A 25739-nucleotide genomic window follows, 5' to 3' on the forward strand; every position below is an offset into this window, starting at 1 on the left:
CTTGACCTTTTTCAATCTTTTTCAAACAATAACGATCAAATCGAGGGAAAGGCGGGAAAAATCCAAATGGAGGACGGGGAGCATGATCCGTCACGGCTTTGCGCCGTGCTGGATGTGGGAAAAACGCATACCAAACTGGGCCTCATCGACAGGGCGGGAACGATAGTGGACACCGGCACCAGACGCACGCCGGCCCTGGACGGCATGCCCTATCGGGCGTTCGATATCGACGATATCGAACGCTGGATGCTGAGGCGTCTCGCCGACCATCCGCTGAAAGAGCGGATCGGTCATTTTGTTCCGGTCACCCACGGGGCCTGCGCGGTCCTGGTCGGTGAGGACGGCACGCCCGCGGCCCCCGTCATGGACTATGAATGGCCCATCCCGGACAAACTGTCCGAGGCGTACACGGCCCTGCGGCCCGCCTACGGGACCACATTCTCACCCGATTTACCGGCCGGTCTCAATCTGGGGCGGCAGCTCTTTGCCCAGTTCAGGATGGACCCCACGCTGAAAAAGCGTGTGCGCTGGATCCTGCCCTATCCGCAATATTGGGCATATCGGCTGTGCGGCGTCGCGGCGGCCGATGTGACATCGCTTGGATGTCATACGGACCTTTGGGCGCCGGAACACGCGCAACCCTCGCCCCTGCCGCGTGCCATGGGATGCGCGGCGATGCTTCCCCCCGTCCGCGCCCCCTGGGATGTTCTTGGCACCATCAGCGGTGCCGCCGTCGACCGCCATGGCCTGAACAGGGATATCAGGGTTCATGCCGGCTTCCACGACAGCAACGCGGCCCTCTTCCCCCTGATTGCCGGGAGCGGGACGCGGGACGATCCGCCCGCCGTGATTTCCACCGGCACCTGGTTCATCGTGATGAAACCGGGGGGAGACCCCTCGGCCTTGCGGGAGGCGAGGGATTGCCTTGCCAATGTCGATGCGCTTGGCCGGCCCCTGCCCACCGCACGTTTCATGGGGGGCCGTATTTTCGAACGCCTGACCGCCGAGGGTCCGTTGGAGAGCGATCTGCTGTCCGGTGAGGACGGCACCGGACCGGACACCACGCTTATGGACACCACGCCGGACACCACTCTGGACACCACGCTGGCTGGGGCGCCCTGTATCATGCCGAATGTGATCCCGTCGGGTGGCCCCTTCATGGGACTGCCGGTGCTGGATGCGGGTCTGGACAGCCTGGCCCCGCAGCAGGTGCGGCAGGCCGCCTCGCTGTATCTTTTGATGCTGACGCGGGTCTGTCTGCATATGCTGGACGTGACGGGCCCGCTTCTCCTGGAAGGGCCGGCGGCGCGAAACACGGTTCTGGTACGCGGTCTGGCGGCGCTGCATCCGGCGCCCGTATATGTCGCAGAGGAAAGCCGGGGCCCCATGTTGGGGGCCGCCGCCGCAGCCTTTTATCCGGCCGTCAAACCTGACGCGACGAAAAAACGACGGATAGACCCCGCATACGCCGACGCCTTCGCCGCTTTTGAACAATCATGGCAGAGCCGCTTTGAAGACCGCTTCGGGGTTCATCCGCTGACATGGCCGCGTCCTGCCGGCTAGGGGATGAGGGCAAAGCCCCGCACCCCGGATCGCCCGCCGACCGATCATCCGGTTTCCGGGCGGCGGCGCACCAGGCCGGGCTCCAGCTCGGACACCGAGCGCGCGCCGATCAGGGTCATGTCACGCCTGAATTCGTCGGTGAGGATATCCAGCATACGCGCCACGCCCTTATGGCCTGCCGCGGCAAGCCCGTACAGGTAAGGCCGGGCAAACCCGACAGCCTGCGCACCGAGCGCCAGCGCGGTCAGGATATCGACACCCCGCCTGGCCCCACCATCCAGGATCAGCTCGGCGCGGCCATCCAGGGCCGCCGCCATTTCCGGCAGCAGGGAAACCGGTGCCGGAGACCGGTCCAGCTGGCGCCCTCCGTGATTGGACACCATGACGGCGTCAAAGCCGGTCTCGACCGCCTTCACCGCGTCATCCGTGCGGACCACGCCCTTGATGATGGCAGGGCCGTTCCATTCGCCCAGCAGCCATTCCGCGTCTTTCCAGGCAAAGCCGGCATGCAGCTGCTGTGCGACGAAATCCGCCAGCGACATGGCGGGTGTGTCGGCGGAGAGATTGGCATAGCGAATGGCGGGACCGGTTAAGTAGTCGAGGGACCAGGCCGGGCTTTTCAGGGCCTCAAACACCTGTTTCAGGCCAAGTTTGGGCGGAATGGCAAAGCCGTTACGGACATCACGCTCGCGTTTTCCGGTGACGGGAAAATCAACCGTCAGGATCAGGGCCGCGAACCCTGCGGCTTTGGCCCTGTCCAGCATTTCCTTGACCAGGACCCGGTCTTTCCAGACGTATAGCTGGAAAAACTGCGGGGCCGTTTTTCGCAGGGCCGCGATATCCTCGATCGATACCGACGACAGGGTCGACAGGCAATAGACCAGCCCACGCTCGGCCGCCGCGCGGGCAACCGCCCTTTCGCCCTGTGTGTGAAACAGGCGGTTTCCGGCGGCGGGAGAACAGAAAAAGGGCTGGGCGACCCGGTGCCCCAGAATATGGCTGCCGGTCTCGACCGTATCGACACCCGCCAGGGCCCGGAACAAAAGATCATAGTGCGCGAAGGCGCCGGTGTTTTCATGCAGCGTCTGCTCATCGCCGGCGCCGCCGTCGATATAGTCAAACACCATTTTATGAGCGCGCCGGGCGGCAAGCGCCCTGATGTCATTCACATTCTGGCAATCTGCGAGTTTCATCCCGGTCAACCCTGCGGCCAAAAACGGAAACGCAAGCCCTTGCCGGCAAAACCGCACAGCCGGAAAGGACCCCATATGGCTGAAAATCACCCCGGAGGACGTGGCGACACCCGGCTGTTTTTACGGCGATGTGGGGCGGGGCGCCCGGTGCAGCAGACGCACCGGACCATACAATCCGGCAGGCGTCAGGCTGGTTTCAAACTGTTTCATCTGGACCGTGTAAGGATCGCCGGACACAGCCCTGCCAACCATGGCATTGCGCAGAGGCGGCATCACGGAAACCTCCAGCCGGTTCTCGCCCGCGACAATCTGCTCCGTCATATCAATCAGAAACGGATCGAGAGAGACCGTGCCCACGGGGGCCCCGTTCAGCGTCACCGTCGCCACACCCTCGACACGCCCGAGGTCAAGAATGGTTCCTCCCGCGTCCGGGGGGGCGATGAAGGTCGCCGAATATCGCAGAGGACCCGGCTGATACATCAGCGCGGCGTCCTCGCGCGGGTCAGGGAAGGCGGGCAGCGATGTCCTGACCACGTCCCCCGTGCTCACCGTCCATTGCTGAGGTCCGATGTCCATGGCCGGCAGGTCCGCGCCCAGGACCGCCAGCGTGGGCGCCGTGGCCGGGAGAGAGCGGTCGGTCGCGATCAGAAAGCGGGATTCGAGACTGCCCAGGCGCATATCCGCCCTGTTCTCTTCCAGGCTGTCTTCTTCCACGCTGTCTTCTTCCACGGGACCCGCATCCCATAGCGCACCGGTCAAGGCGTCATACCAATAGAGGTTGCGCCCGCCGCGCGGCACGGTCAGACGCGCCGATGCGTCCCCGGTCGACAGGTTGGCGAAGAAATACACCTGCCCATCCGCGCCGAGATCGCGCTTGACCACATGCACCGCCCCCGACTGCCGGGACACAATTCTCTCAGCGCCGAGAGACCGGATCAGCATGTCGGGCGAACCGTAATGCGCCTGATCCGCCAGACCGGCCACGGCCCGCCGTATCGCCGCGTCGCGCGCATCCTGGTCGAAGAAGCCGGTCTGGCGCGTGGCCAGGTCCCCGATGAAGGATAACCGGGTGCCTGCCGCCTTGAGTTTGGCAAGCGCGGCCGGGGTCTCAAACTGCATGCGGTCCGCGTGGGCGAACAGGATATGGCCGATCGCGGCGTCGGCGCCGCCGGCCGGCAGTGCGGCACGGTTGCGGATTGCATGGTCATTGATCCACGCCCAGCTGATACCGGCCTTTTCCAGCGCGTCAATCAGGGGGGCGACCCTGCCAAGCCAGGCCAGGCGCGGGTCGAGGGGACGGCCGTTGGTTTTTAAAAACGGAACCTGACTGAAAATATCGGCGAACGTGCCGCCGACCGAGCTGTCATCCTCGCCGGGCATGTACCCGCGATACAGAAAATCATCCGTGACCCCGGCGACGTCGTCGAAATAGGACGGAAACCCGATCCAGGGATAGTACAGAAAGACATCGACCTTCGGACGGCCCGCCTGCAACAGATGCTGCGCCCGGGTGAAATAGCCGTTCAGCTCGGGCATTGCCGCCCAGACCGGGCTGGTGGCGGCATAATTGTCCGAGAAATTGCCAAGATTGCCGGGCCCGGAAAAGGCCGCCCAGGGAATATCCCCGAACCGGTCCTCATAACCGGGGCCGGAGGTTTTGTAGGCCACGCCGTGATAGATGATCTGATTGACCCCGGATACGAACAGGACATCGGCGCCGGCCTTGATCTGACGCGGTGCGACGGCATAGTCGCGGTGAGCCCAGACAAAGGATTCCGCGCTGATCAGGGGCCGGTCGTACAGGGCCCCCGCCGAGGACGCCATTTTCATGAAGGGGATCAGGCCCCCGGCAAAAAGCTGTTCGGTTTCCGGGATATGATTGGCCCCGAGGGCGCGCAGCACATCCAGGTCCATGCCGTAACTCTGCCCGCGTGAATAAAGGCCGCGTTCCTCGGCCCAGATACGGGAGGTATCCAGAAACCGTTCGATGATCAGGTCGGACAGGGTTTTCTGGTAATCCGCGCGAATACGGTCATCCGCGAGACCGATATCGTAGCGCGGGGCCGCATAAATCCCGCCAATGTCGCGGAAGAAGAAATTGTCGATGGAATCGACAAAAACGGCCGGCAGATAGGGCCGCAGATCATAGCCCCGGCGCGCCTTGAATTCCTCGAGAAATCCCTCGCCGGTCAGGCGGTCCACCTTGAATTCCAGGCTGTCATTGAAAAAGCCCCTGAAGGCTTTGCCGTAATGCGGCGCGAAACCGGTATGCCGACCATAGGCATAGTCATAGTGCGCCCGCGTCCGCTCCGCATCGAAATGGTCGATAACGTAACCGGGCCGCTCGCGCGCGACCAGGGTCGGCGCTTCGCCGGTCAGCAGCCGCCACGTCGTGACGATCATCCAGTCGCCCTCGGGCGCCTGCCAGGTCAGGCGGCCGTCCCGGACCCACCCGTCCAGGACAATGGCACTGTTACCGTCAAGCGTCACCGTATCCGTGGCATCCAGGGGGTTGGCGGCGCGTTTGCCGCCTGTCTTGCGCATGGCCACGGCGGACACGAATTCGGCATCCTCCGGGGCGAAATCCGACTTGAAGAAAGACGTCTGCGTACCCAGGAAAGCCATCATAGTCGCGTTCAGGCCGGGCGTGGGGCGCGGCAGGACAAGGTCGACCGCCGTGCCGCCGGTGACCGTCACCTCCGAGGTGACAAAACTCTTCAGGCCATCCTCGCGCGCCACCTGGGGTCCGCCTGCCGGCCAGCCGCTCAGATGATTGAGATATATCTCAATGCCCGAGCTTTCGGCGCACGCCATAACCGCCGAAAGCGTTTCATTGTAGGACGGAATGCCGACGGTGCGGATCCGCGCCTGAACGTCGGCATTGTCAATCGTCTCAAGGCCGATGATGAAGGGCTGCAGCTCCACGGCGCCGAAGCCCTGGCCAGCGAAGCTTTCAAGTTCTTCACACGCCTGGTCGACCGTGATGTCGCCGCCCGGCCACCACCAGCGCAGCCAGGGGCGCGCGGCCGGACTGTCCAGGCTTTCAAGCGGCGATACGGTGGGGTGCAGCGGCGTAAACGGGGCCGCCCGCTGTTGACCGGTGCCGTCTTTATCGGGGCCGTCCCGGAAGGACAGAATGCTTTCGGCATCCGCCGGGGCAACCTCGGGCGTCATGGCGTCCGAAATCCGGGTGTACAGATAGGCCGCCCCGATGCCCGCCGTCAGGGCGGCAAGACCGACGACGGCGCCGGCCGCCTGCAAAGCGCGCTTGCGTATCGTGTTCACGGACCGTCCTCCTGTTCCTAGAAGTTCACGGATGCGGTGAAGAAAAAGGACCGGGGCGGTGCCGTAATGATATTCAGCAGTCCGTTCGGGTCGGCATCCACCTGCGCCCGCGTCAACGCCTGGCGGTTCAGCGAGGCCAGAAGGCCGCCGGTCGGCCCCCAGCTCATCACGCCGTTGGTCTTATTGAAGACGTTGCGGACTTCCGCGCCAAGCAGAACATTTTCAAACAGCTGATAGTTCGCGCCGAGATCGAATATGCTGAAAGCGGGCAGATCAAACGCGTTGTTGCGGTTGGCGGGACGGTCCCCCAGATAGGTCCAGGTGGCGTAGGAGGTGAATTCCTCGACCGGGGCATAGGTCAGGGTCGCACGCCCCATGAAGTTTGGAATATTGTCCGCGTCGCCGTCCGGAATGAGAACCAGTTCGTCGTCGCCCCGTTCCGGCCCGTTGGCCACCCACGCGCCGAAATCCTCAGAATCCGCCTGTTGGATGGTGGCATTCGCCCGCAGGGACAACGCCGGGGACAGTGTCCACAGCATTTCGGCCTCGACCCCGTAGGTGGTCGTCATGCCCAGTGCGGGCGGCGGCGTATAGGTTTCCCCGTTTTCGTCGGAAAACAGCTGGTTGTCCCCGACATTCGACAGCTCGCTCCAGAAGGGGAACAGGGACAGGCTCAGATCGTCACCGGTGTAGCGGATACCGATTTCGAACTGGCGGATCTCCTGCGCGTCCTGGAACAGGTTCCGGGCTTCATCTTCTGTATCGATCCCGACCACGAAATTGGCGTCCGGCGCCTTTTCGCCGCTGGAAAACCGCAGATAGGTGGTGACCTCATCGCTCATTTCATAGACGAGCGCGACCGAGTAGGAGAGGTAATCATAATCCCGGTCCGCATTGAGCGGGGTGCCGAGGGTCGGGAGATAATTGTCGAACAGTGTCAGCGGGTCCCCGTCTTCGCCCACGGCGTCGGGGGCCGAGAAAACCTCGGGCACGGGGACGGCACTGGCGATGCTGTTGGTGAAGTTATAGTCCAGGGTCTCGTAGCGGACCCCCCAGTCCAGCGTCAGTTTGTCCGTCAGGTCGATATTGTGGGCCAGGAAGATGGAAATCTGTTCCTGGGTGCCGTCATTGACATTGCCGGCGCTCAGCGCATCCCCGACCGCGGCGAACCCCTCGGGCGAGGTGACCTGGAACACGGTTCCATCCGGGGCGATCAGGTCGACATCGTACAGGGACGGGTTGTCCTCGATCCCGGAGAAGCCTATTCCCCCGCCGGAGAAGGACCGGAAGATTTCCGCGCGGCTGAAGAACGCCCCTATGGTGATGAGCTGATTGTCAAACTCCTTGGTGACCTTGAACTGGTTCATGATCTCGTCGACCTCATGGTCGGGATCAAAAGCCACCTGGGTCAGCAAACCGCCATCGATGATCCCCGGGTTGGGCAGATTGTTCAGTGTCAGCGTGTGGTCAAACCCGGTCGCGGATGTGACCTCGGCAGCGACCGCGCCGGTGGCACGGTCGGTAAAGCGGTAGACACCGGGGCGCCCAAGCGTGTTGGCAAAGACATATGCGACGGTATCGGTGGCCGGCACCGGAAAAATCACGGCCCCCGTGTTCCAGTCCGTATTGTTCATCGAATAACGGAAATCATTCTGGACCGACCAGCCGTTATCAAAATCATGGTTCCAGTTCAGCGTGACGGCAAACTGTTCATTCTTGACCAGATTGCTGCCGTCCCAGCTGGCCTCCTCGCCGAAGGCATCGGTCCAGGTGTGCGGTGCGGCAGGCGGCAGGGTCGAATCATACGGCGTGATACCGGGCGCAAAGTCCGGGTCGTCGTACCCGCGCGCCGGCAGGAACTCGAAGAAGACATTGCTGTCGTTCAGATACTTGGCGCCGAGTTTGACGGACCCCGTGTCATACTCCCACAGCAGATTCGCCTTGAGCTGCCCGCCCTCATTCGCGGTGTAACCGGGGTCGCGGGCGCCATCGCTGGAGCGGTAAAAGCCGCCAACCGAATAGTAGAGCCCGTCGGCGCCCGAGACTTCGCCCCCGATGAAGGCATCCATGCGGTAGTATGGATTGCGCCCGTCACCTTCAAGGCCGAAGCGCGCCGTGACAAGCGCGCCCGGGTCGCTTTTGCCGGTCTTTGAGATATAATTGAAAATACCGCCCGGCGCGTTCGGCCCGGCGATCACGGCGGTACCGCCGCGCAGTGCCTCAAGACGCCCGAGCGTTGCATCCGAGCGCAGGAAATAGTCGGGGCCATAATTGGAAAAAGTCACATTGGTGACCGGCAGGCCGTCTTCCTGCATCGACACATAGAAATACCCGGAAGCCGCCTCGTTAGAGCCCGCCGCCACACCCCGGGAATAGACCGTGTTGCGGATTTCACCGAGCGAGGAGTTGACAAAAACACCCGGTACATTCTTCAACAGGTCGGCCGCACTGATGACACCGGATTGCTGGATGACCTCATCCTCGATCGCGGTTACCGCAACGGGCGCGGTCGACAGGCTGCTGTCGCGGAAGACACCGGTAATGATGATTTCTTCCATGCTCAGGTCAGTGGTCTCGGTGTCATCGCCCTGCTGTCCCCGTGCCGCCTCGGGCATCAGAACCGCCCAAAGCGCAATCGCGCTGGTTGCCATGTTTTTCGGTATCATCACGGATTCGCCCTCCCCCCGGTACAAAAGTCGATTGCCCTCCCAAGCGAACCGACAGTCACACGCGCCCCGGCAAGCCCTCTCTCACAAAGACGCGATTAAATCTGAGCAAATTGTGATATATAAAAATCTTTTTCGCAAGTATTTAGTTATTTTCTATCATTTTCAATCATTCGGATATTTTTGCACGCCGAACGGCATCGCATCCGAGAGCCTGATCGCGGGCTTGGGCCTATGCGCCGCTGACGGCGCCGACAACTATGTCCGGGGGACTTGGGGCGGACTGTCAAACGGGCGCTCAATCCACCGGAAACCGTATCGGGCCGGCAGGTCCAATAGCCCTATGACAGTTTATTGCCCAGTCCGATAATCGCGGTCGCGATCACCAGGGATCCGATCCCCAGCCAGACCAGCGCGGTCGTCCCGCGACTGACCCCGCGCCACTCCTTGAAGAAAACACCCCACAGGGTGGAAAAGATAATGATGCTGGCCATATGGAGCGTCCAGCTGGAAAAGGCATACTCTTCACCCATCTGGCTTTCACCCATGGTGTAGAAGAAAAACTGGAGATACCAGCTCAACCCCGCCAGTGCGCACAGACCGTAATTCATCAACAGCCTGTGCCCTGTCAGCCGCCCGGCCGTGTCCGGCCCGTCGGCGGCGGCGAAACCGGCAAACTGGCGCATGGACCGGTTTTTGAGGATCAGATAGAGGCACCACAGGGCATTGGTGGTAAATCCCCCCGCCAGGATCACCACCAACACAGGCAGCCCCTGCTGTAATGGCGCGGTGCCGGCTGCCAGGGTCAGCGCCCGGATGGGCGCGCCCGCCGCCAGGCCATAGGCGAAGGCGGCGCTCATCACACCTGAAAAAATCGCGACGCCAAGGCCCTTTTTGAAATCATATTCAGCAACAGCCTTGCGGCGTTCCCCGACGGGAAGCTCTGCCTCCTTTTTCCTGCCGGCAATCCCGACAATCACAATGCCTAAGACGGTGATCAGGACGCCGAGCAGAACGACCCGCCCCCCGGTCTGGGCCAGCAGAGGGGCCAGTGTCCCCTCCCACAGCGGCGGCATCAGGGTCCCGAACACCGTGGTTAAACCCAGCGCGACCGCCATACCGAGTGACAGTCCCAGATAGCGCAGGGCCAGGCCGAATGTCAGGCCGCCAAAACCCCATGCAACCCCGAAGGCATAACACCAGAACAGGGTTTCACCGGGGGTCGCCATCAGGACACCGACCAGATCAACCGTCTGGACGGCCGCGAACGCCCAGGGGGCGACCACCCAGCTGATCACGCCGCCCGTCAGCCACAAAACCTCCCACGACCAGGCTTTTACGCCGCGATACGGGACATAGAAGCTGGCAGAGGCAAAACCGCCAATCCAGTGAAAAACCAATCCCAGAATTGGACCCATCAGCCGATTGTCCCTTCATACAGAGTGCCAGTCCCTGTTCAGATCCGAGCCCCTGTTCAGACCCAGGCCCCTGTTTGGACCCAGGCCCCTGTTTGGACCCAGGCCCCTGTTTGGACCCGGCAAACGCCCAGTGGGCCAGACACCATAAGGCGCGCCTTTTGACGGCCCCTCCCTTGGCAATCATTTTTCACCAAAATAATCCAAAATCAATCAATTTTCTTCAAACAGCCCCATGAGAGCGCCTTATCCCGCACGGGATATGGTGACCGGCGGGGAAACGGCCGGATCGGCCAAGGGACTTTGGCAGCCGTGAAACGCACGGATGCCTCAAAAGACGGCTGTAATCCGTGCCGTCAGGCCGGCCCCTGCGGGGCCTGAGGCGACGGGCAGGCACGTCGCGCCAATCCGCACGGGCCGCCACGCGGAACCAATTTGCATATGCAATTTGCATATGCAAATTGGTCGCCCACCCCGGTCGCGGCAGTGCCCGGTGCCGGGTGCGGTCGCTGTTTGGGGCGGCGTGCAAAAAGTTCTCAGGCCCGGTAATTCGAGGTACTTCGGCAAGTCCGCTGTCCGCGAAAACGCTCTAGCCGTGGGCCCCGCCAAGGAAATCCCGTTCGTGTTCCAAAAGGTCTTTTTTACGGGCCTTGAGGCGGCGGGCGGGCACGCCGGCATACACCCCCCATGGATCAAGCGGACGGGTGACCAGCGACAGGGCGCCGACGCTGGAGCCGTCGCCGATATCGGCGCCCGGCAGGATGACGGCCCCCGCGCCGACAATGGTATGACGGCCCAGCGTGACAGGGGCGCTGTCAATCCGGCGGTAGGCATCGGGAATGGTGGGATTGGTCAGGCATGCGCCTGAATAATCCTCGCTCTCGGAATAGATCGACACCCGCGAGGACAGACCGGCAAAATCGCCAAGCGTTATGCCCCCGCCACCGAAAAGACCGCAATAGGCCGCGATGTGGATGTGCGAGCCCAGGGCGATGCGGCCCGAGAGGACGCAGAAATCGTCAATGCGCACATTGTCGCCGATCGACATGCCGCCGGTGCCGTAAAGGCTGGTGTGACGGCTGATCCGCACATTGCGGCCCACATGGGCGAAGCCGAGGGCGGACAGCTCTGCGTCACTGTAATAGCTGGTGTGTGTCATCTCATCATATCCGGGCCATCCATCGGCGGGCGACCGCCGTCACCGTGCCGGCAGCGTAGCAGGCAAAGGCCGGACATCGATAGCGGAAAGCATATCGGCAACCGGGGCGGCGTCGAGGTCCCTGCCCGCGATCAGCAGCCCCTGCGGGGACCCCGCCGTATCGCCGTCGCCGTGGGGATGCCACCGGGGGGCGCCGTCAAAGGCATGGGCAAAAACCGCCGCATGGGTTTGAACGTCCGTCGCGGTGACCGGCAGTATCCACAAGGCATCGTCCAGGGCCAGGGGCGCGGCCCGGTCTATCAGGGCTTTCAGCCGGGCCGGGGGCATGCGTTCATCCAGCAGGATGAAAGACGCCTTGGCGGACGGTTTGCAACGGGCCAGATACAGTTCCGGGGACAGATCGAAACGGCGCAGGGCCCCGTCCGTCTCCGGCAGGCTGGCGGGTCTCCGGTCATCCGCCACGGCTGTTTTCAGGTCCTTGAGAGCCTCGAGGAATTCACGATTGACGGCGCCGAGCGCGATGGCATGTCCACCGGTGCGGCGTCCGGCGATGGCCGCCAGCCTGACGGCAAGGGACCGCAGCGGTCTGTTGGGCCTGAACACCGGGCGCCGGACCCCGAGAGCCGACAGGACGGGGTCCAGCGACACCCATGACCAGTTGGCCTCATAGGAGGGCACGCCAGGCGTGGTGGAGACCATGCGGGCGTAATGCACATGCTGGTCCAGCCCCAGACGGTCCGCGATGGTGATGAAATTACGGCTGATCAGCGGCCCACGGGCAAAAATATCGACCCTGGCCCCGATCTCCCTGAACAGCAGCAGGGTATGCAGGGCCGAGCCGGCAATACCGGCGATGCGTTCGGCGTCGACGAACCAGTCCAGTTGTTCGTCCAGGGAATGGTTTTCCGGGTGGACGACCTGCCACCCCGCCCGCTGCAATAGGAATTCCAGCATTTTTTCATTGTCGACACGGCCCGTTTTCATCCTGGACCGGGACAGCCAGATTTTCTTGCCCGGCGTGACGGGCCGGGCCGCGACCACCCCCAGCGCATCGGCCTGGGCGCGGGAGAAATGCGTCTGAATGACAAAGCCGGGCTGGGGCACGATCAGGCGGTCGACCTGTGTCGGTTCGGTGATGATGCGGACCGGGTTGCGCAGACCGAGAAGGTGCAGCATGCGCGTTTGCCAGGGCCGCAGGGCGGTCAGGGAACAGGCCGGCACCCACACCAGCGGCAGGTCGGGATACTGTTTCAGGAACCAGAGGGTGGACAGGCTTTCCAACAGGAAGTGTCCGTAATGATCGAAAAGATATCTGGCGAAAACATGGGTCCCCGGCAGGGACCGGATGGCCGGTGTCGGCTTTTCCCGCCTGATCAGTTTGAAGGGGGGCTTGGCCTCATCAGCCTTTTCGTCCACGTCGCCGGACGGCTTGAAACGGATCGGGGCATAGCTGCGGTCCAGAAGGGTCTGCGTCACGGTTTTGCCGTTGGCAAGCTGGACACCGCTTTTCGCGCCGGGCAGCAGAACACCGTCCTGAAGGCCGCGCACCGGCTGAACCACGGCGTCCGAGACGACAAGCGGGACTTTGGCCTGCCACGGCATCCCGGGGATTTGCCGCGCCTGCGTCATGCCGCGCCGGTGACCAGGCGCGTGGATGCGGCAATCGGCAGTTCATCGGGATACAGGGCGCACAAATGCCGCATGCTGTCAAAATAAGCATCCGGCAGTGTCTTGCCCGTCAGGGAATTGTGATAGGCCGGCGCCTCCAGCACGACAGCGGCGCGGCCGTCACGCGCGGCCTTGAACCCGGCATCGCTGCCGTAGAAATGCCAGCCGAGGGCCGGGTCCAGCTGAAGCGGCCGGTTTTTGTTAAAGGCCAGAACGATCTCGTCCAGGGTATCGACCCGTGCCGGCAGGGGGCCGCCATGCGTTCCCGCCAGAAAGCGGTCGACCACACTGCCGACAAGGTCGCGGTCCCCGTTCTTGCGGCGGGCGCCGAAAATGCCGGCAACGCCGATCGGTCCGAACTGACGCTCCGCGTCCTGCCACTGGTCGAGAAACCGGTCGGCCCAGAAATGCGGCAGATACACATCCTGATGCACCCAGACAACGATGTCATGGCGGGCGCGCGCCACAGCATCGGCGATCACCTGCGGGGCATTCTGGGCCCGTTCATAGACCAGGGTCTCGAACCGGTCCGTATGGGCACGGAAAAGCGGGGACTGGCGGAAATTCGCCTTCAACTGCATGGGGTCGTTGGTGGCGACGGCAAAGGTCAGGCCCCGGCGATGGGTGCCGACATCCTTCAGCCACGCAATGGGGCCGGCCGAGACGATAAAATCGCGGGCGAGAATATGGCGCTGCATGTACGGGGCCTCGCCCCGCGCGGCGCCGACACCGGCGGCCAGGCCCTGCCACAGATCGTCGTCGCACATATCGGGAATGTGCCTGTCAAACCGGTCCACCCACAGCCCGGCGTCCAGAAACGTCTTGTAGACGTTGGAATAGGCGAAAGGATGCTTCTCGCCGACGGGGCCGCTGCCCCAGTCTCCCAGCTGGTAATCGCCGCGCAACAGGGCTTTCAGGCGCTGAAAATGCTGCATGTTGGCGATGACGGCCAGAATGCGGGCGCGGTCGTTCGGCGCCAGGGCTTCGGTGGCCGCGCGCAGCAGGGCGACCGGGTCGGACACGGCCTCCAGCGCGTGATCGAACAGCACGCAGTCGGCGGCCATGGCCGGCATGTGCAGCCCCGGATTTTCCAGATCCAGTTCAATGATACGGTCGGGCACGGCATCGCCGTGCGGCATGCCCCCCGTACCGGCCGGACAGGCACAGATCACCGTCCGGGCGCGGCCGGACAGTTTCACCGCCCGCGCCAGCCCCTGCGGGGCACCGAAAACCAGCACCGTGCCGCTGTCGTCGGGAATCTGGCGCAGCAGATGCGGTGCAACGGATTTGACGGCGACGGTCTCAGTACGCATGGGCCGGTCTTTCCTGACAATATTCAAGATCCTGGGTGCGCCAGACATGGCGGCCGCTGGACTGGATATACTCATGATGCCGGTACAAGGCAGTTACAATATCGGCAAACTCATCCGCGCTGGTGTCGCCATCGGCGAAAAAGGCCTTGCCGGGACTACCGTCGAGGATGTTGCGGCTGATCTGAACCCTGAGCGCATGATCGTCCACAAGGCGCACGGCCGCCACTATGAAATCCTCTTCCGTGCGGGCGGTCAGCCATTTCGGCTGCCGCAGGCGCGAGACCAGATGTCCGTCATTGGCGGAATGGGTTTCCGGCCCCCAGAGATTGACGATGGGCAATCCAAGAAGACTGGCGTCCACCAGGCTGTTGGTGGCCCCGAAGGGAAAGGAGCTGAGGAAAATATCGCATTCGTTCAGACGCTCGGAATAGACATTGTAGTCGGTGCGGGGATAGACAACAGCATCCAGCACCCGGACCAGCCGCTTTTGGATCGCCTGATGCAGGGCGCCGGCGGCATTGGGGAAAAAGTAAAACTCCACCGGCCGGGCGGCGCGGCGGCGGATTTCACTGCACAGGGACAGGAATTTCGGGGTGAGTTTGCGCGACCAGGCCGGGACCGCGATGCGCACCGTATCGGGTGCCAGACGGATATCCGGCGGCAGACGCTTTGCATCGTCGCGGTCGGAATAAAGCGGTGCGGGCGTACGCAGGACAAGCGTTTCCGTCACCGTGTCGGCCGAGCCGATCTGGCCGTCCTCGACAATGACATAATCCATGTTCGGCGACTGTGTCGTCGCCGGATGACCGAATGTGAGCATCTGAAGCGGCGCCAGCCGCATCACGGACAGCGCAATGCTTTTCAACCGCATGCCGACACTGGGCATGTACAGGATATCGGGCTTGTGCGCCTTCACCGCATCGAAAAACGCCCCGACATTGTCAAAGGAGAAATCGGTGGTGTCCACTTCATGGACCATATCCTCGATTTCCGGCGACAGGGCGGCCTTTTCGATCATCATGACCGTGTGGAAACGGGATTTGAGCGCACGGATGGACGGCCCGTAACAGCGGTGCATGGCGTGCGTCTTGTTGTACAGTTCCGCCACGATCAGAACGGTCGGGCGGTCCTTGACCGTCTTGCGCACCTTGCGCACGGGCGGCAGAGGCGTGTCCGTTACCCCCTTGTCCATCAGCCAGCGCCGGACGACACTGTTCAGGGCCTGCTTGATGTCATGCTTGTGGGCGGCGGTGGCGTAACTGCACCCCATATAGGCGGGGCCGATGGTCAGCAGCCAGTATCTGTTGGCCTGAAGATCCCGCCAGTGCCGGCTCATGGACAGCAATCTGGAGCGTATGCGTTCGGCCCGGGGGGTGAACAGCATCTGTTCGGACAGAAAGCCGAGCGCCAGGGCAAAGCTGAACGACGGGTCAAGTTTCATCATCATGGCCAGCAATTCGTCCGTCATGGCATTGATGGACAGACCGGCGAGCAGCTTGGGCGGCTCATGGGATTTCAGGCCGCGCATGTTCGCGTCGGTCTCCTCGCCGAACTGCTGGGCAAGATGCTCGGTCCCGCCATAACCGCTGACCTCGTAAATCTGGACGACCGTCCGCTTGTAGCGGCACAGCATGAAGAAAAGCTGCCTGCGGATATGATGGTCCGGGTCGACCAGCATGGCGGTCAGGGCGGCGGCAAGGCGGGTCGCATCCCGCTCGGCCCGGGCATCGGGATCGGCGAAGGTTTCGCCGAAGGTCCAGGTCTGGCCTTCCAGCTTTTCCAGGAGTTTGTGCAGGGGCCGCCCGGCCGCCGCATAATCGCGGCCCCGGACCGCCGTCTCAAACTGGGCGAGCGCCTTTTGAAACGCCAGGGCGCCTTTCTCCGTTTTGGTCAGCTTTTTCTTCTGTTCTTCAGGAAGCCGGGTCATGGGTCGCCTTATGCACAAACGGTCCGGACGGTATCGCAAACGGTCATGATATCCGTTTCCGTCAGAAAACCATGGAAGGGAACGCCGACAAGACTGTCATTGAGACGGTCGCTGACGGGCAGGGTCTCCGCCGCGCGCATACAGTCGGCGAACGCCGGGTGACGGTGCAGGGGCGGCAGATACCATTGACGGTGCTGTATGCCGCGCGCGGTAAACGCCGCCATCAGGTCCCGGGCACGGCCCCTTGTGTCCAGCGGCAGGGTCGCCGGCACGACACCGCCCGGCCGGCGCCGCAGCATATCGCCCAGACCATGGCCGGCCAGGGTCTTTTCATAGAATTGGTACAGCGCCCGCCGCCGGGACAGCAGGCCGGGCCAGCGGTCCATCTGCGCCAGGGCGACACCGGCGAAATATTCCGCCATTTTGCTGTTGCCGCCGGGCTCGACGATGACGCCCTGGTCAAAACCGAAATTGGCGATGCGCCTGATGCGCGCCGCATGATCGGCATCGCCGGTGACCATGAGGCCGCCCTCCCCCACACCGAAGGGTTTCGTCGCATGCAGGCTGAAAGCCATCGGCATATCCGCCGAGACCGGCTGCTGTCCCAGAACGGCGGCGGCATCGAAAAAGACCGGGAGACCGGTGTCACCGCGAAACCCCTGCCAGCCGGCGATATCGAGCCCGTAGCCGAACGGCGCCACGGGCATCACCGCCGCGATCGGCATGGACGCGGTGATGGCCGTGGCAATCGCCGGTGTCAGGTCCCAGGTCACGGGGTCCACATCGGCAATGACGGGGGTGTATCCCGCGTTCATCACGGTCAGGATGGTGGCCGGAAATGTCACGGCCGGCAGAAGGATATGTGCCCCTTCCGGCAGGTCGGCGGCGCGCAGCATCAAGTCCAGCGCCGCGGTGGCCGACGACACCGCCACCGCATGCAGGGGCCGGCCATCCGTTTCCGTCAGAAAGGCGGCGATATCACGCTCGAACCGGTTCACGAGGGGGCCGAAATTGGAATACCAGCGATTGTCGTGCATGGTCCGCAAATACGGCAGAATGTCTTCCGGCGCCGGCAAATCGGGTACCAGGCATTTAATCGACCAGTCGGGCGTCACGCATATCTCTCCAAGGCGCGGGCGGGACCCGCACGACCTGAAAGGGGGCCGCCCCTCGCGGCCCATACATCAAGGCCCCCAGTCTATATCGAAGGGCCCGATGCTGTGCAATGGGTTGCTGCCCGCCGCGACACGGCACCGTCGCAGGCTGACGGCCGCGATCAGGGGTGCCTGTCGCCCGGATAGCGCATCAGGCCCGGCGCGGCATGATATGGCGGGCATATGCCTGACGAAAGGCGGGCATGGCAAACCCCGTCACCTCGACCGCCGCCAGAAAGGGCTCGATATTGTCGCGCCTGAGACCGTCGGCGGTTCTGGCCAGGTCGATATACCGCAGCAGATCGGCCTCCACCGCGTCGATACAGTCGCGCCGCTGCGGCACATCGATATCAAGCCCCAGTTCAAGACGCAGGCAATGCAGGACCATGCGGATATCGGTCATGGCATGCCCCCAGCGGGCCTGTCCGAAAAGCTGCGGCAGCATGACGGTGGCATCGAATTCACGCACATCGATCCCCAGGCCCTGAAGCTGGGGCCGGAAATGCTGGGCATTGTTGCGCCGGCGCACGATATAGACGCGGCCCCGATAGTCCGGCACCAGAAGCATGGTGTGCAATGCGCTGCCCTCGGCAAAAACGAGGACATCGGCGGATGCCAGGATATCGACCTGTTCGGCGATGGGATATTCCTCGGGCCGCAGGATGAAAAACCCCGCCGCCGCCAGCCGCGCCGCCAGAAGGCTTTCGCCGAGCAGACTGGCCTTGTGCAGATAATTCTCGCGCGAGACATAGACATATTTGTGCGGGGAGTGTTTTTCCCGGCGGCGGGCGGCGACAAAGCGGCGAAACGCCGGCAGGCTGGGCATGCCGAGACCGCATCCCTGTTCGGGTACGATCAGGCTTTCCACCCGCACCGGCGCACTCGGGAACACCAGACGGTCGGGCGCCAGGCCGAGATACTCGAAAGTGCGGGTCATATAGGCCCTGAGGTCATCGGCACCGGCGATTTCAAGCTTCGTCAGGGGCAGAAAAACAACGCCGTCGACCGGGCCATATGTCTCATCCGCAGGAGACAGGCCCCAAAGACGCCCCAGACTTTCCGTGATGAAATGGCCGTAATGGATGAAAAGCGGCCCGCCATACATGTACCGGCCCGGCAGTGTCGCCACCGGCCCGTCGACCTGCGGCGGCGGACAGTCCGCCGGCTTGCCGTGGCGTTTGTGCCGGCCGATATCGCCGTCATGCACACCGGACAGGCCGCCGGGAAACGGCGGCTGAAGATCGGTGTAGGGATGCAGCAGCGCGTCCGGGACTGCGATCATGCGGGCTTTGACGGCGTCGGGCATTCTGTTTCCTAAGGGCGGGAAAACCGGTCTGTGTATCTGGCCTGTGCATTTGGTCCGGGATACGGGCCAAGCGCACCACTGGCCAAACGCACGACGGGCCGTCCACACCCGGCATACATATCCCCGGACGGGGCCGGAGAAAAGCGGTTCCTCGGCCGGCGCCGGGCGTGCGGCGGCGCCGGTTGCGATTGCCGGCGTTAGGCACTATTGCTATGGCCCGTTCGCCAGGGTCTGAAATCAGACTTTCAATCCGGATTTGAACCGGGATTTCAATCGCCATTCGGAGTGTTGCACGTGAAAATTCTTGTTGTCGGCTGCCGCTGGTTTCTGGACGATCAGGATGTGAGCAGCCGCGATTTTCTGTGGCTGATGAAACGGGCGGGCGGCAACACCGGCAACATGTTTATCGGCGAAGCGGTCAAACGCCATCTTGAGCGCCTGTTGCCGGATGTGGAAAAAATCCGTTTCCTCGGCCGGTGGGAGATGTTTCACGATGCCGACATCACCCCGGAGTGGCTGGACGAACGGTTTGACGCGGTGGTGATGGCCGCCGCCAATATCCTGAACGGCACAACGGATTACGGGTATCTGGCAAAATTCCTGGAACAGACGCATCTGCCGTTTCTGATCCTGGGCATCGGCGCGCAGGGCGAGGACACAAGCGCCCGGATCAGCGTGCCGAGGGGCACGCAGCGGCTTCTCAAACTGGCGGCCGAGCGGTCGCGGGGGATCGGGGTGCGCGGTCCGTTCACGGCGGATGTGGTGCGCCGTCTGGGCATTCACAATATCGAGGTCACCGGCTGCCCGACCATGTATCTGCGCAGCGGCGAGGATGCGCGGATCAACGTGCCGGCCGCCGGCGACATTTCCCGCGCGGCCCTGCACATGATGCGCGACAGGCAGGAATATCCCCTGCATCAGACGCTGAAAACGGTTCAGCGGCAGATGCTGGCGGACTGTGTCGCCAGGGGGTTCGACTATGTGGTGCAGACCAATTTTTCCGAAGCCTGGACCGCCTTCCACAAGAAGATCGAAAAACGGCATCTGGACAATATCACCGCCTATCTGGGGCCTGAAAAAATACCGGCACGCGATCTGGAAGATTTTCTGCTGAACCGCACCCATATCTTCTTCCGCTACGGCGACTGGAAACGGTATATGGAAACCCGGCAGTTCGCCTTCGGCGCCCGGTTCCACGGCAATATGATGGCCCTGATGTGCGGGGTGCCCGCGCTTTGGGTCACGCATGACACCCGCACGCGGGAACTGTGCGACCTGCTGCATCTGCCCCATGTGGAACCGGACGAGATCGAGCGCGAAGGCTACCGGTTCGACCGGATGGTCGAAAAAGCCGATTATAGCCTGTTCAACAAAACCTATGGGGAGCAGTGCGCCCGGTTCGACACGTTTTTCATGAAGAATTTCGACACGCGCCCGTAGCCGGTCAATGCGGCAGGCGCACGCCGAGGATTTTCCCGACGCTGTCCATGTCGAACGGTTCGCCCAGGAAGTCGAACAGCGGTTTCAGCCCCTGCAGGCTGCCGTCATAGTCCTCATACCGGATCAGGAATGACGTTTCCGGGCGCCGGGCCGCATAGGCCGCGAACCGCCTGTCCATGTCGGCCACGCGGCGCAGCACCACGTCCACGGGGTCGTCGCGCCAGCGTTTCGACCGCGCCACCGCCGCGCCCGCGCGCATGTTGAAGACAAAGCGGGCGCCGCCGAACCGGTCGGCGAGAAAGTCGAGATAACCGTTGAATTCATCCGCCGTCTCGATCTCGTCATAGCGGACTTCCTTGAACCCGGCGACGCGGGTGCCGGACGGCACGTGCAACACCGTCTGCCGCACGGCGTCGCACATATGCCGGGCAAGCGCGTCAGGGTCCGCGCCGTCGAGCCCGAACCACGGCGATGTCGGCGATACGCCCGCCATGTGCCTTTGCCGCGCGCGCCTCAACCGCTGCACCGCGCGGTAAACCGGCAGCAGGACATTGTTGTTTTCACCGCGAATACAGTATCCGTCGATACCGTTCAGGACCGTTTGCAACAGGGTTGAGCCGGACCGGCCATAGGTGACGATGAAAACATGCTGGACCCTATCCATGGCGCGTCCGTCTAATGCTTCAGCCGATTGGTCATCAGGCCGCGGACATGATCCGGCGAAAACGGCTCGCCGAGAAAGTCGAACAGCGGCTTCAGGGCCTCGGGGTCGGCTTTGTAGTCATCGTAATTCAGCAGGAAACAACTGTCCGCGTGCCGGTCGGCATAGTCCCGGTAGGCGGCATCGGCGGTTTCCACCATGTCGCGGACCTTGCCCTCCAGCATGGTCGCCCACCAGGACGATTTGATGACGGCGCGCCAGTCCCGCATGTTGAAGATGATTTTCGCCGGGGCGAACATATCGCGGATGAAATCCAGATAGGGCTCAAACAGGGTTTCCGGGATTTCGTGGTAGCGGATTTCCTTGAAGCCGACGACCCGCGCCCCGGCACTGGGCCGCAGCACCTGGCGGATGAAAACATCCGTCAGCGCGCGGGCATAGGCATCGGGATCAACCTCGTCAGCCCCGTACCAGGGACCGGTCGGCGGCACCGGGCGGCGGATGTTGAATTTGTGGCGCAGGGACAGGGCGCGTCTGTAACTGTCGAAAACCGGCAGAAAGGCGTTGGCGTTTTCACCGCGAAAAAAATACCCGTCGATGGACTGCAACAGCGTCTGCAACAGGGTCGACCCGGACCGGCCGTATGTGACGACAAAGACAAAACCGTCCTTCGGCCGCCAGCCCGGCGCAACCGTGCCGGACGGCACAGGACGCGGCCGCGCCGGCAGAACCCGGTCCGCCAGACTGGAAGAGGGGTCGATCTTCCCGCGTGGAACCCCCATGGCGGCCAGTTCGGTCACGATTTCGGCGGTGTCGGTGAAAATGGCGTCCTCGGCATGCTCATAGGCCAGAAGACGGGCCAGGGTCTGCGCCCTGGTGTCACGCTCGTCCATGAAAGCCGGATCGGCCAGGACAAATCCCTTCACCCCGTACGGTCTGAGCGCGCCAAGACATTCCACCATGGCCGAGGCGCCCAGGGCGACAACGGCGTCCATCTGCATCAGGGCCGTCTGTATTTCCAGAACCTGGCCCGGTTTCAGCTGTATGGCGGCCCTGTGCCCCAGATAGGGCCGATACCCCAGACTGTCCGGGCCGTCCGGCGTCATGCAGCGCAGCGGTACAAGATCCACCACCCCCTCGCCGGCGAGACGGGCGGCCCGGCCCAGACCCTGAAGGGTGGGGTCAAACTCCGCGACCAGTGTCACGGCGGCACCCCGTTCGGACAAAAGCCGGACAATCCGCCGCAAGCGGTCGCAGGCCCGCTCACAGGTCAGAAACCGTGTTGGCACCGCAAGGGCCACAAGCGGTGTCGATGCATCGCGGACAAGCGGAAAGGGCTGCACAATCTCATCCGCCCTGGTCAGGTCATCGACCAGCCCCGCGCGCACCGTATCCGCATCCGGACCGGCATAGCGGCGCTGATGATGGTGCAGATGTGCCCTCGGCACCGGCAGGTGCCGGCGCAATCCGTCCAGCAGGGCGGCCGCGTCCGCCTGTGGCCCGGCATCGGCGCGGTCCACCGGAAACCCGGCGACGACCGCCCTGTCCGGCACGGACGGCATATCCATGCGACCGGCCAGAAACCGCAAGAAAACAGACTTGTGGATTGCCGTAAAACCGCCGGCATCCGCCGCGTCACCGGCGCCAATATGCAAATCACCGATCACGCCGTCCGCCACCCGGCAGAACAGGATATCGGACGCGGCACCGCGCAATCGCCAAAAAACCGTGCGCAGATTGCGCGGACGCTGCGTCATCGCCCGCCAAATGGCCGCCGTGGTGATAAAGACCTGTTCGGGGAAGAAAATCTCACGCGGGCTGAACAGCCGGCGCCGGCAAAGATCGATGAAATCCGCGAGAGGATAGGCCCGGCCCAGCCGCAAGGGATCGGCAAAAAACAGCACTTCCTGTCTGTCCGCCAGCCACAAAGCAAACGTCGGCGCTTCCCGTTCCACCGTCCGCATCAGGAAACGGGGGTTGAACAGATCGGCATGCTTTCGTTTCATCCGGACAAGCAACGGGTCCTCGCCGCGCCGGGCATCGGACAGCATGCTTTCGGGACGGCGGCGGTAGAGAAACCCGGCATCCCGCACACGCCGGCCGCGAAAGCCGGCCGCGATCGCCGACAACCAGAAGTCCCAGTCCTCAAACCCGGCCCGCATGCTTTCGTCGAAAAACAGGCCGGCGCGAAACAGATCGGCGCGGACCAGCGACCCGGCCTCGGAAATATTTCCGCTCAGATGCTTCAGGACGGAATAATCCGGCGCCGTCTCGCGGATATCAAACCCCTCTTCGCCCCAACTGAGACCAAAAAGGGCAATGTCGGGATAGGCCCAGCCTGTCGCCGGATTGTCACCCAATACCCGGCGGTAACTTTCAATGGCATAAGGTTCCAGGCGGTTGTCCGCGTCCAGGAAGAAAACCGCGTCAAGGTCGGGCGCCATATCCAGAAGAAAGCGGATACCGGTATTGCGCGCCCCCGGCAGCCGCGTGTTGGCCTGGCGCAGGTGAAACAGGCGCCCCGGAAACCGTCCCAGAAGGCCGCGCACCACCTGCCCCGTCTCGGCAAACGGGCAGCCGTCCTCGACCACGACGACAAGAATTGCCCGCTCAGTGGACTGTGTGCAGGCACTGATGATCGCCTCGGCCAGGAATTTCGGATGACCATAGGCCGGGATCACCACCCCGATCGGCGCTCCCCCTCCTGTGTCCGCAGAGGCTTCCGATGACATGACGGCACCGTCAGCCATCTGCATCCGCCGCCGCGATGGCCCGCTGCCGTACGCTGAGTGTTGTCCAACGGCACCAGCCGTACCGGGTGTTACCGTTTTCAACCGGTTTCACCATCAGAACCAGGGACCATGTCGCATCGCTGCCGGGGTCGAACGTCTGATGCATGACACGCGGCGTGGCACCGGCTGTCCGGACGGCCTGCCAGACCACCGCGCCGTTTTCCAGATCGCCGGAACGGTCCCGGGAACCGGAAGGGTCCAGGGTTTGATACAGGGATCTGGCACAGGCGATGGGATCGGCAATGTCGTCGCGGACAAAAACGGCAATATACAGGAAATGCGGCGCCGCCTCATGCGCGGTGTGAAAATGCAGGCTGACGGCCTCGGCCCCTGCCGTGATCACATGCGGAACCAAGGCGCCCGACGGCTCGCTGTCCAGGGGGTGTGTTTGCAGATACCCGACATCCTCACTGATCAGAAGCGGTCTGAAGCCGACTGTTTCCGTCAATGTGTCCAGCCGTTTCTCACCGCCGAGAAAGGCGATTTCCCGCGCCAGTTCGGGAAAACGGACAATCCGCATCATTTTGCGCGCAACGCCAGCCCGGCCGGAGATATCAGCCGTGTCCGCAACCACCAAAGGCGCCATATCAGCACATTGCGGGTCCGGGTCATAACCAAACCGGATGTCATGCCAGCGCAGCCAGCCATATTGCGTTTCCGGCAACAGGGGAACGACCGCCAAGACCAGATCGTGCGGCCCGTCCAGCAGATCGTCAAAGTCCAGTGCGAGCACTGCCCGGGTATTCGCGGCCAGTTTTTTCAGGACACAGGCCGGCCCCAGCGCGCCGCCGGCCACTAAGTCATCAGCGTCACCGGATCGCGCAAACTGTTTCAATATCCCGGACGCGTGCTGAAAGGTCCGGGGACGGCTTTCCCCGGCCACCGATGGGGATGCATATATGGCAACCGCGCACGGGGCTGCCTCGGCATGATCCAGGCTGACCGACACCTGTACCTGCCGGCACATGGCCGGCAGGTATCCGGCAGCGGCAACACCGATGACCGTTCCCTGCACCGGATGGGTCTGGATCCAGCCCGCATCCGGATTGCGGCTGTATGGATTGAAACCGGCCCGGGTCGGTAAATCCACGGCCTCCTCCCCATCATCCAGAAAACACAAATCGGGCCAGACATCGGCAAAGGGACGCTGTTCGCGGACAAGGGGTTCCGCCGGCATCAGATCGGTCCGGCTGGGCAACCGGACCATGCCGCCAATGCCTTTGAACAGCTTCATCGCCAGCGTGCGCCGTTCACGATCACCGTCGATCTCGATACGGGACGCCATCCCCCCGGCAAGGCGCAACCGCGGCCCTTCGTCCACGCCGGGCCAGAGGATTTCCAGCACCCCGTCACCAAAGGTTGACGGCTCGACTCGGGAAAGATGCACCCGGTTCCATCCAGGGGCGAGATCCGCGGCGGCGAAGGAAACCTGATGGAGCAAAACACCATCGCCCGGACGAACCAGGCGCATGGTCAAAACCGGCTTTCCCTGCCCTGTTTCAGCATCAGGCAAACTGCTTTCATCCACATAAAATGCAAAAGCGGCAAGCGCGGCACTATCCACGGACAAGCGCTGCCGCACTGTGCGGGTATCGATATCGCCGCCGGGACCAACCGTCTGGCGGCCCAGAGGTTGCTCCGAGACCACAACGTCCGTCTCCAGCCCGACCGCTTCCACCAGGGCCCGACCGCGCTCCTGCAAAAGCAGCAGACGTTCCACTTCCTGACGAAGGTGCGTGGCTTCGACTTCCACCTGTGTCAGTCGAGCCTGCTGCTCACCGGCAATACGGGCCATCGTCCCGGTAAAAAACCGCGAGACGGCCCCGTCCATTCCAGCGGCTTTCCCCGGTTCGACAACCAGCATATCGAACGGGGTCTGCGTCCCGGTGCGCAGGGCCAGCGCGGCAATGGCCTCCACCGTCCATGTCAGCGCCTTTGAAACCGCCATGGCCTGAAGGCCGGCGGGAATACCCCTCAGCGGTACCGTACCGGCTGGCGGAACCGTTTCTTCCGCCGCGCGGATACATCCACTGTCCTCGACCACCAGCAGCCGGACCCAGTCCGGAAGGCTGGCGCGGGCCAGGTTGAAAAGACGGTCATCGACGAGGATGACGCACGGGTCACCGTGAAGGGTCACCAGGGCCCGCTGTGACAATCGAATATCAGAAAGCATAGGTCTTACAGTTGCGGCAGGGCA

15 protein-coding genes are annotated in these 25739 nt (G+C 63.1%); 2 read left to right on the plus strand and 13 right to left on the minus strand.

Annotated elements, in window-relative coordinates; genetic code table 11:
- Window positions 1–66: 66 nt before the first annotated feature.
- The gene (locus BXY39_RS04520; RefSeq protein WP_147453470.1) at window positions 67–1563 is read left to right on the plus strand and encodes an FGGY-family carbohydrate kinase; all 1497 of its coding nucleotides are present in this window, start codon (window positions 67–69) and stop codon (window positions 1561–1563) included.
- A gap of 44 nt (window positions 1564–1607) precedes the next feature.
- On the opposite strand, the gene BXY39_RS04525 is transcribed toward BXY39_RS04520, so the two are convergent.
- From BXY39_RS04525 to BXY39_RS04570, 10 genes are all read right to left on the minus strand, one after another.
- Window positions 1608–2756: an alpha-hydroxy acid oxidase gene (locus BXY39_RS04525; protein WP_211332081.1), complete on the minus strand. Its 1149-nt coding sequence runs from the start codon at window positions 2754–2756 to the stop codon at window positions 1608–1610.
- A gap of 120 nt (window positions 2757–2876) precedes the next feature.
- The gene (locus BXY39_RS04530) at window positions 2877–6041 is read right to left on the minus strand and encodes a glycosyl hydrolase (protein ID WP_121937605.1); all 3165 of its coding nucleotides are present in this window, start codon (window positions 6039–6041) and stop codon (window positions 2877–2879) included.
- A 17-nt stretch (window positions 6042–6058) separates the two neighbouring features.
- Window positions 6059–8707, minus strand: coding sequence for a TonB-dependent receptor (locus BXY39_RS04535; protein WP_121937606.1), 2649 nt, complete (start codon window positions 8705–8707; stop codon window positions 6059–6061).
- A gap of 341 nt (window positions 8708–9048) precedes the next feature.
- Window positions 9049–10125, minus strand: a complete 1077-nt coding sequence (gene rhaT / locus BXY39_RS04540; RefSeq protein WP_121937607.1) for an L-rhamnose/proton symporter RhaT — start codon at window positions 10123–10125, stop codon at window positions 9049–9051.
- A 586-nt stretch (window positions 10126–10711) separates the two neighbouring features.
- Complete coding sequence (locus tag BXY39_RS04545; RefSeq protein ID WP_121937608.1) at window positions 10712–11281, minus strand: acyltransferase; 570 nt, start codon at window positions 11279–11281, stop codon at window positions 10712–10714.
- 39 nt (window positions 11282–11320) lie between these two features.
- Window positions 11321–12883: a glycosyltransferase family 61 protein gene (locus BXY39_RS04550; protein WP_170163622.1), complete on the minus strand. Its 1563-nt coding sequence runs from the start codon at window positions 12881–12883 to the stop codon at window positions 11321–11323.
- Window positions 12884–12906: 23 nt separating this feature from the next.
- Window positions 12907–14262 carry a hypothetical protein gene (locus tag BXY39_RS04555; protein ID WP_121937610.1) on the minus strand — a complete coding sequence of 452 codons (1356 nt, stop codon included), beginning with the start codon at window positions 14260–14262 and terminating at the stop codon, window positions 12907–12909.
- A complete protein-coding gene (locus tag BXY39_RS04560) occupies window positions 14252–16189 on the minus strand; it encodes a tetratricopeptide repeat protein (RefSeq protein WP_121937611.1) in 1938 nt (645 codons plus the stop codon). The genes BXY39_RS04555 and BXY39_RS04560 overlap by 11 nt, the downstream gene beginning before the upstream one ends.
- Window positions 16190–16197: 8 nt before the next feature.
- Complete coding sequence (locus tag BXY39_RS04565; RefSeq protein WP_170163623.1) at window positions 16198–17304, minus strand: DegT/DnrJ/EryC1/StrS family aminotransferase; 1107 nt, start codon at window positions 17302–17304, stop codon at window positions 16198–16200.
- A gap of 190 nt (window positions 17305–17494) precedes the next feature.
- Window positions 17495–18649, minus strand: a complete 1155-nt coding sequence (locus BXY39_RS04570; RefSeq protein ID WP_121937613.1) for a glycosyltransferase family 61 protein — start codon at window positions 18647–18649, stop codon at window positions 17495–17497.
- Window positions 18650–18943: 294 nt separating this feature from the next.
- Here BXY39_RS04570 and BXY39_RS04575 point away from each other — a divergent pair, with 294 nt between their 5' ends.
- Complete coding sequence (locus BXY39_RS04575) at window positions 18944–20089, plus strand: polysaccharide pyruvyl transferase family protein (protein ID WP_121937614.1); 1146 nt, start codon at window positions 18944–18946, stop codon at window positions 20087–20089.
- Window positions 20090–20093: 4 nt separating this feature from the next.
- On the opposite strand, the gene BXY39_RS04580 is transcribed toward BXY39_RS04575, so the two are convergent.
- From BXY39_RS04580 to BXY39_RS04590, 3 genes are read right to left on the minus strand one after another with little or no spacing between them, the layout of a single operon-like run.
- Window positions 20094–20753, minus strand: coding sequence for a sulfotransferase (locus BXY39_RS04580; protein ID WP_121937615.1), 660 nt, complete (start codon window positions 20751–20753; stop codon window positions 20094–20096).
- Between the two features lie 11 nt (window positions 20754–20764).
- Complete coding sequence (locus BXY39_RS04585) at window positions 20765–23500, minus strand: sulfotransferase (protein WP_170163624.1); 2736 nt, start codon at window positions 23498–23500, stop codon at window positions 20765–20767.
- Window positions 23493–25679 carry a DUF6212 domain-containing protein gene (locus tag BXY39_RS04590; RefSeq protein ID WP_147453472.1) on the minus strand — a complete coding sequence of 729 codons (2187 nt, stop codon included), beginning with the start codon at window positions 25677–25679 and terminating at the stop codon, window positions 23493–23495. Before BXY39_RS04590 ends, BXY39_RS04585 begins: the two co-directional genes overlap by 8 nt.
- Window positions 25680–25739: the final 60 nt, after the last annotated feature.

Source organism: Eilatimonas milleporae, from assembly GCF_003688555.1.
Lineage (GTDB): Bacteria > Pseudomonadota > Alphaproteobacteria > Sphingomonadales > Kordiimonadaceae > Eilatimonas > Eilatimonas milleporae.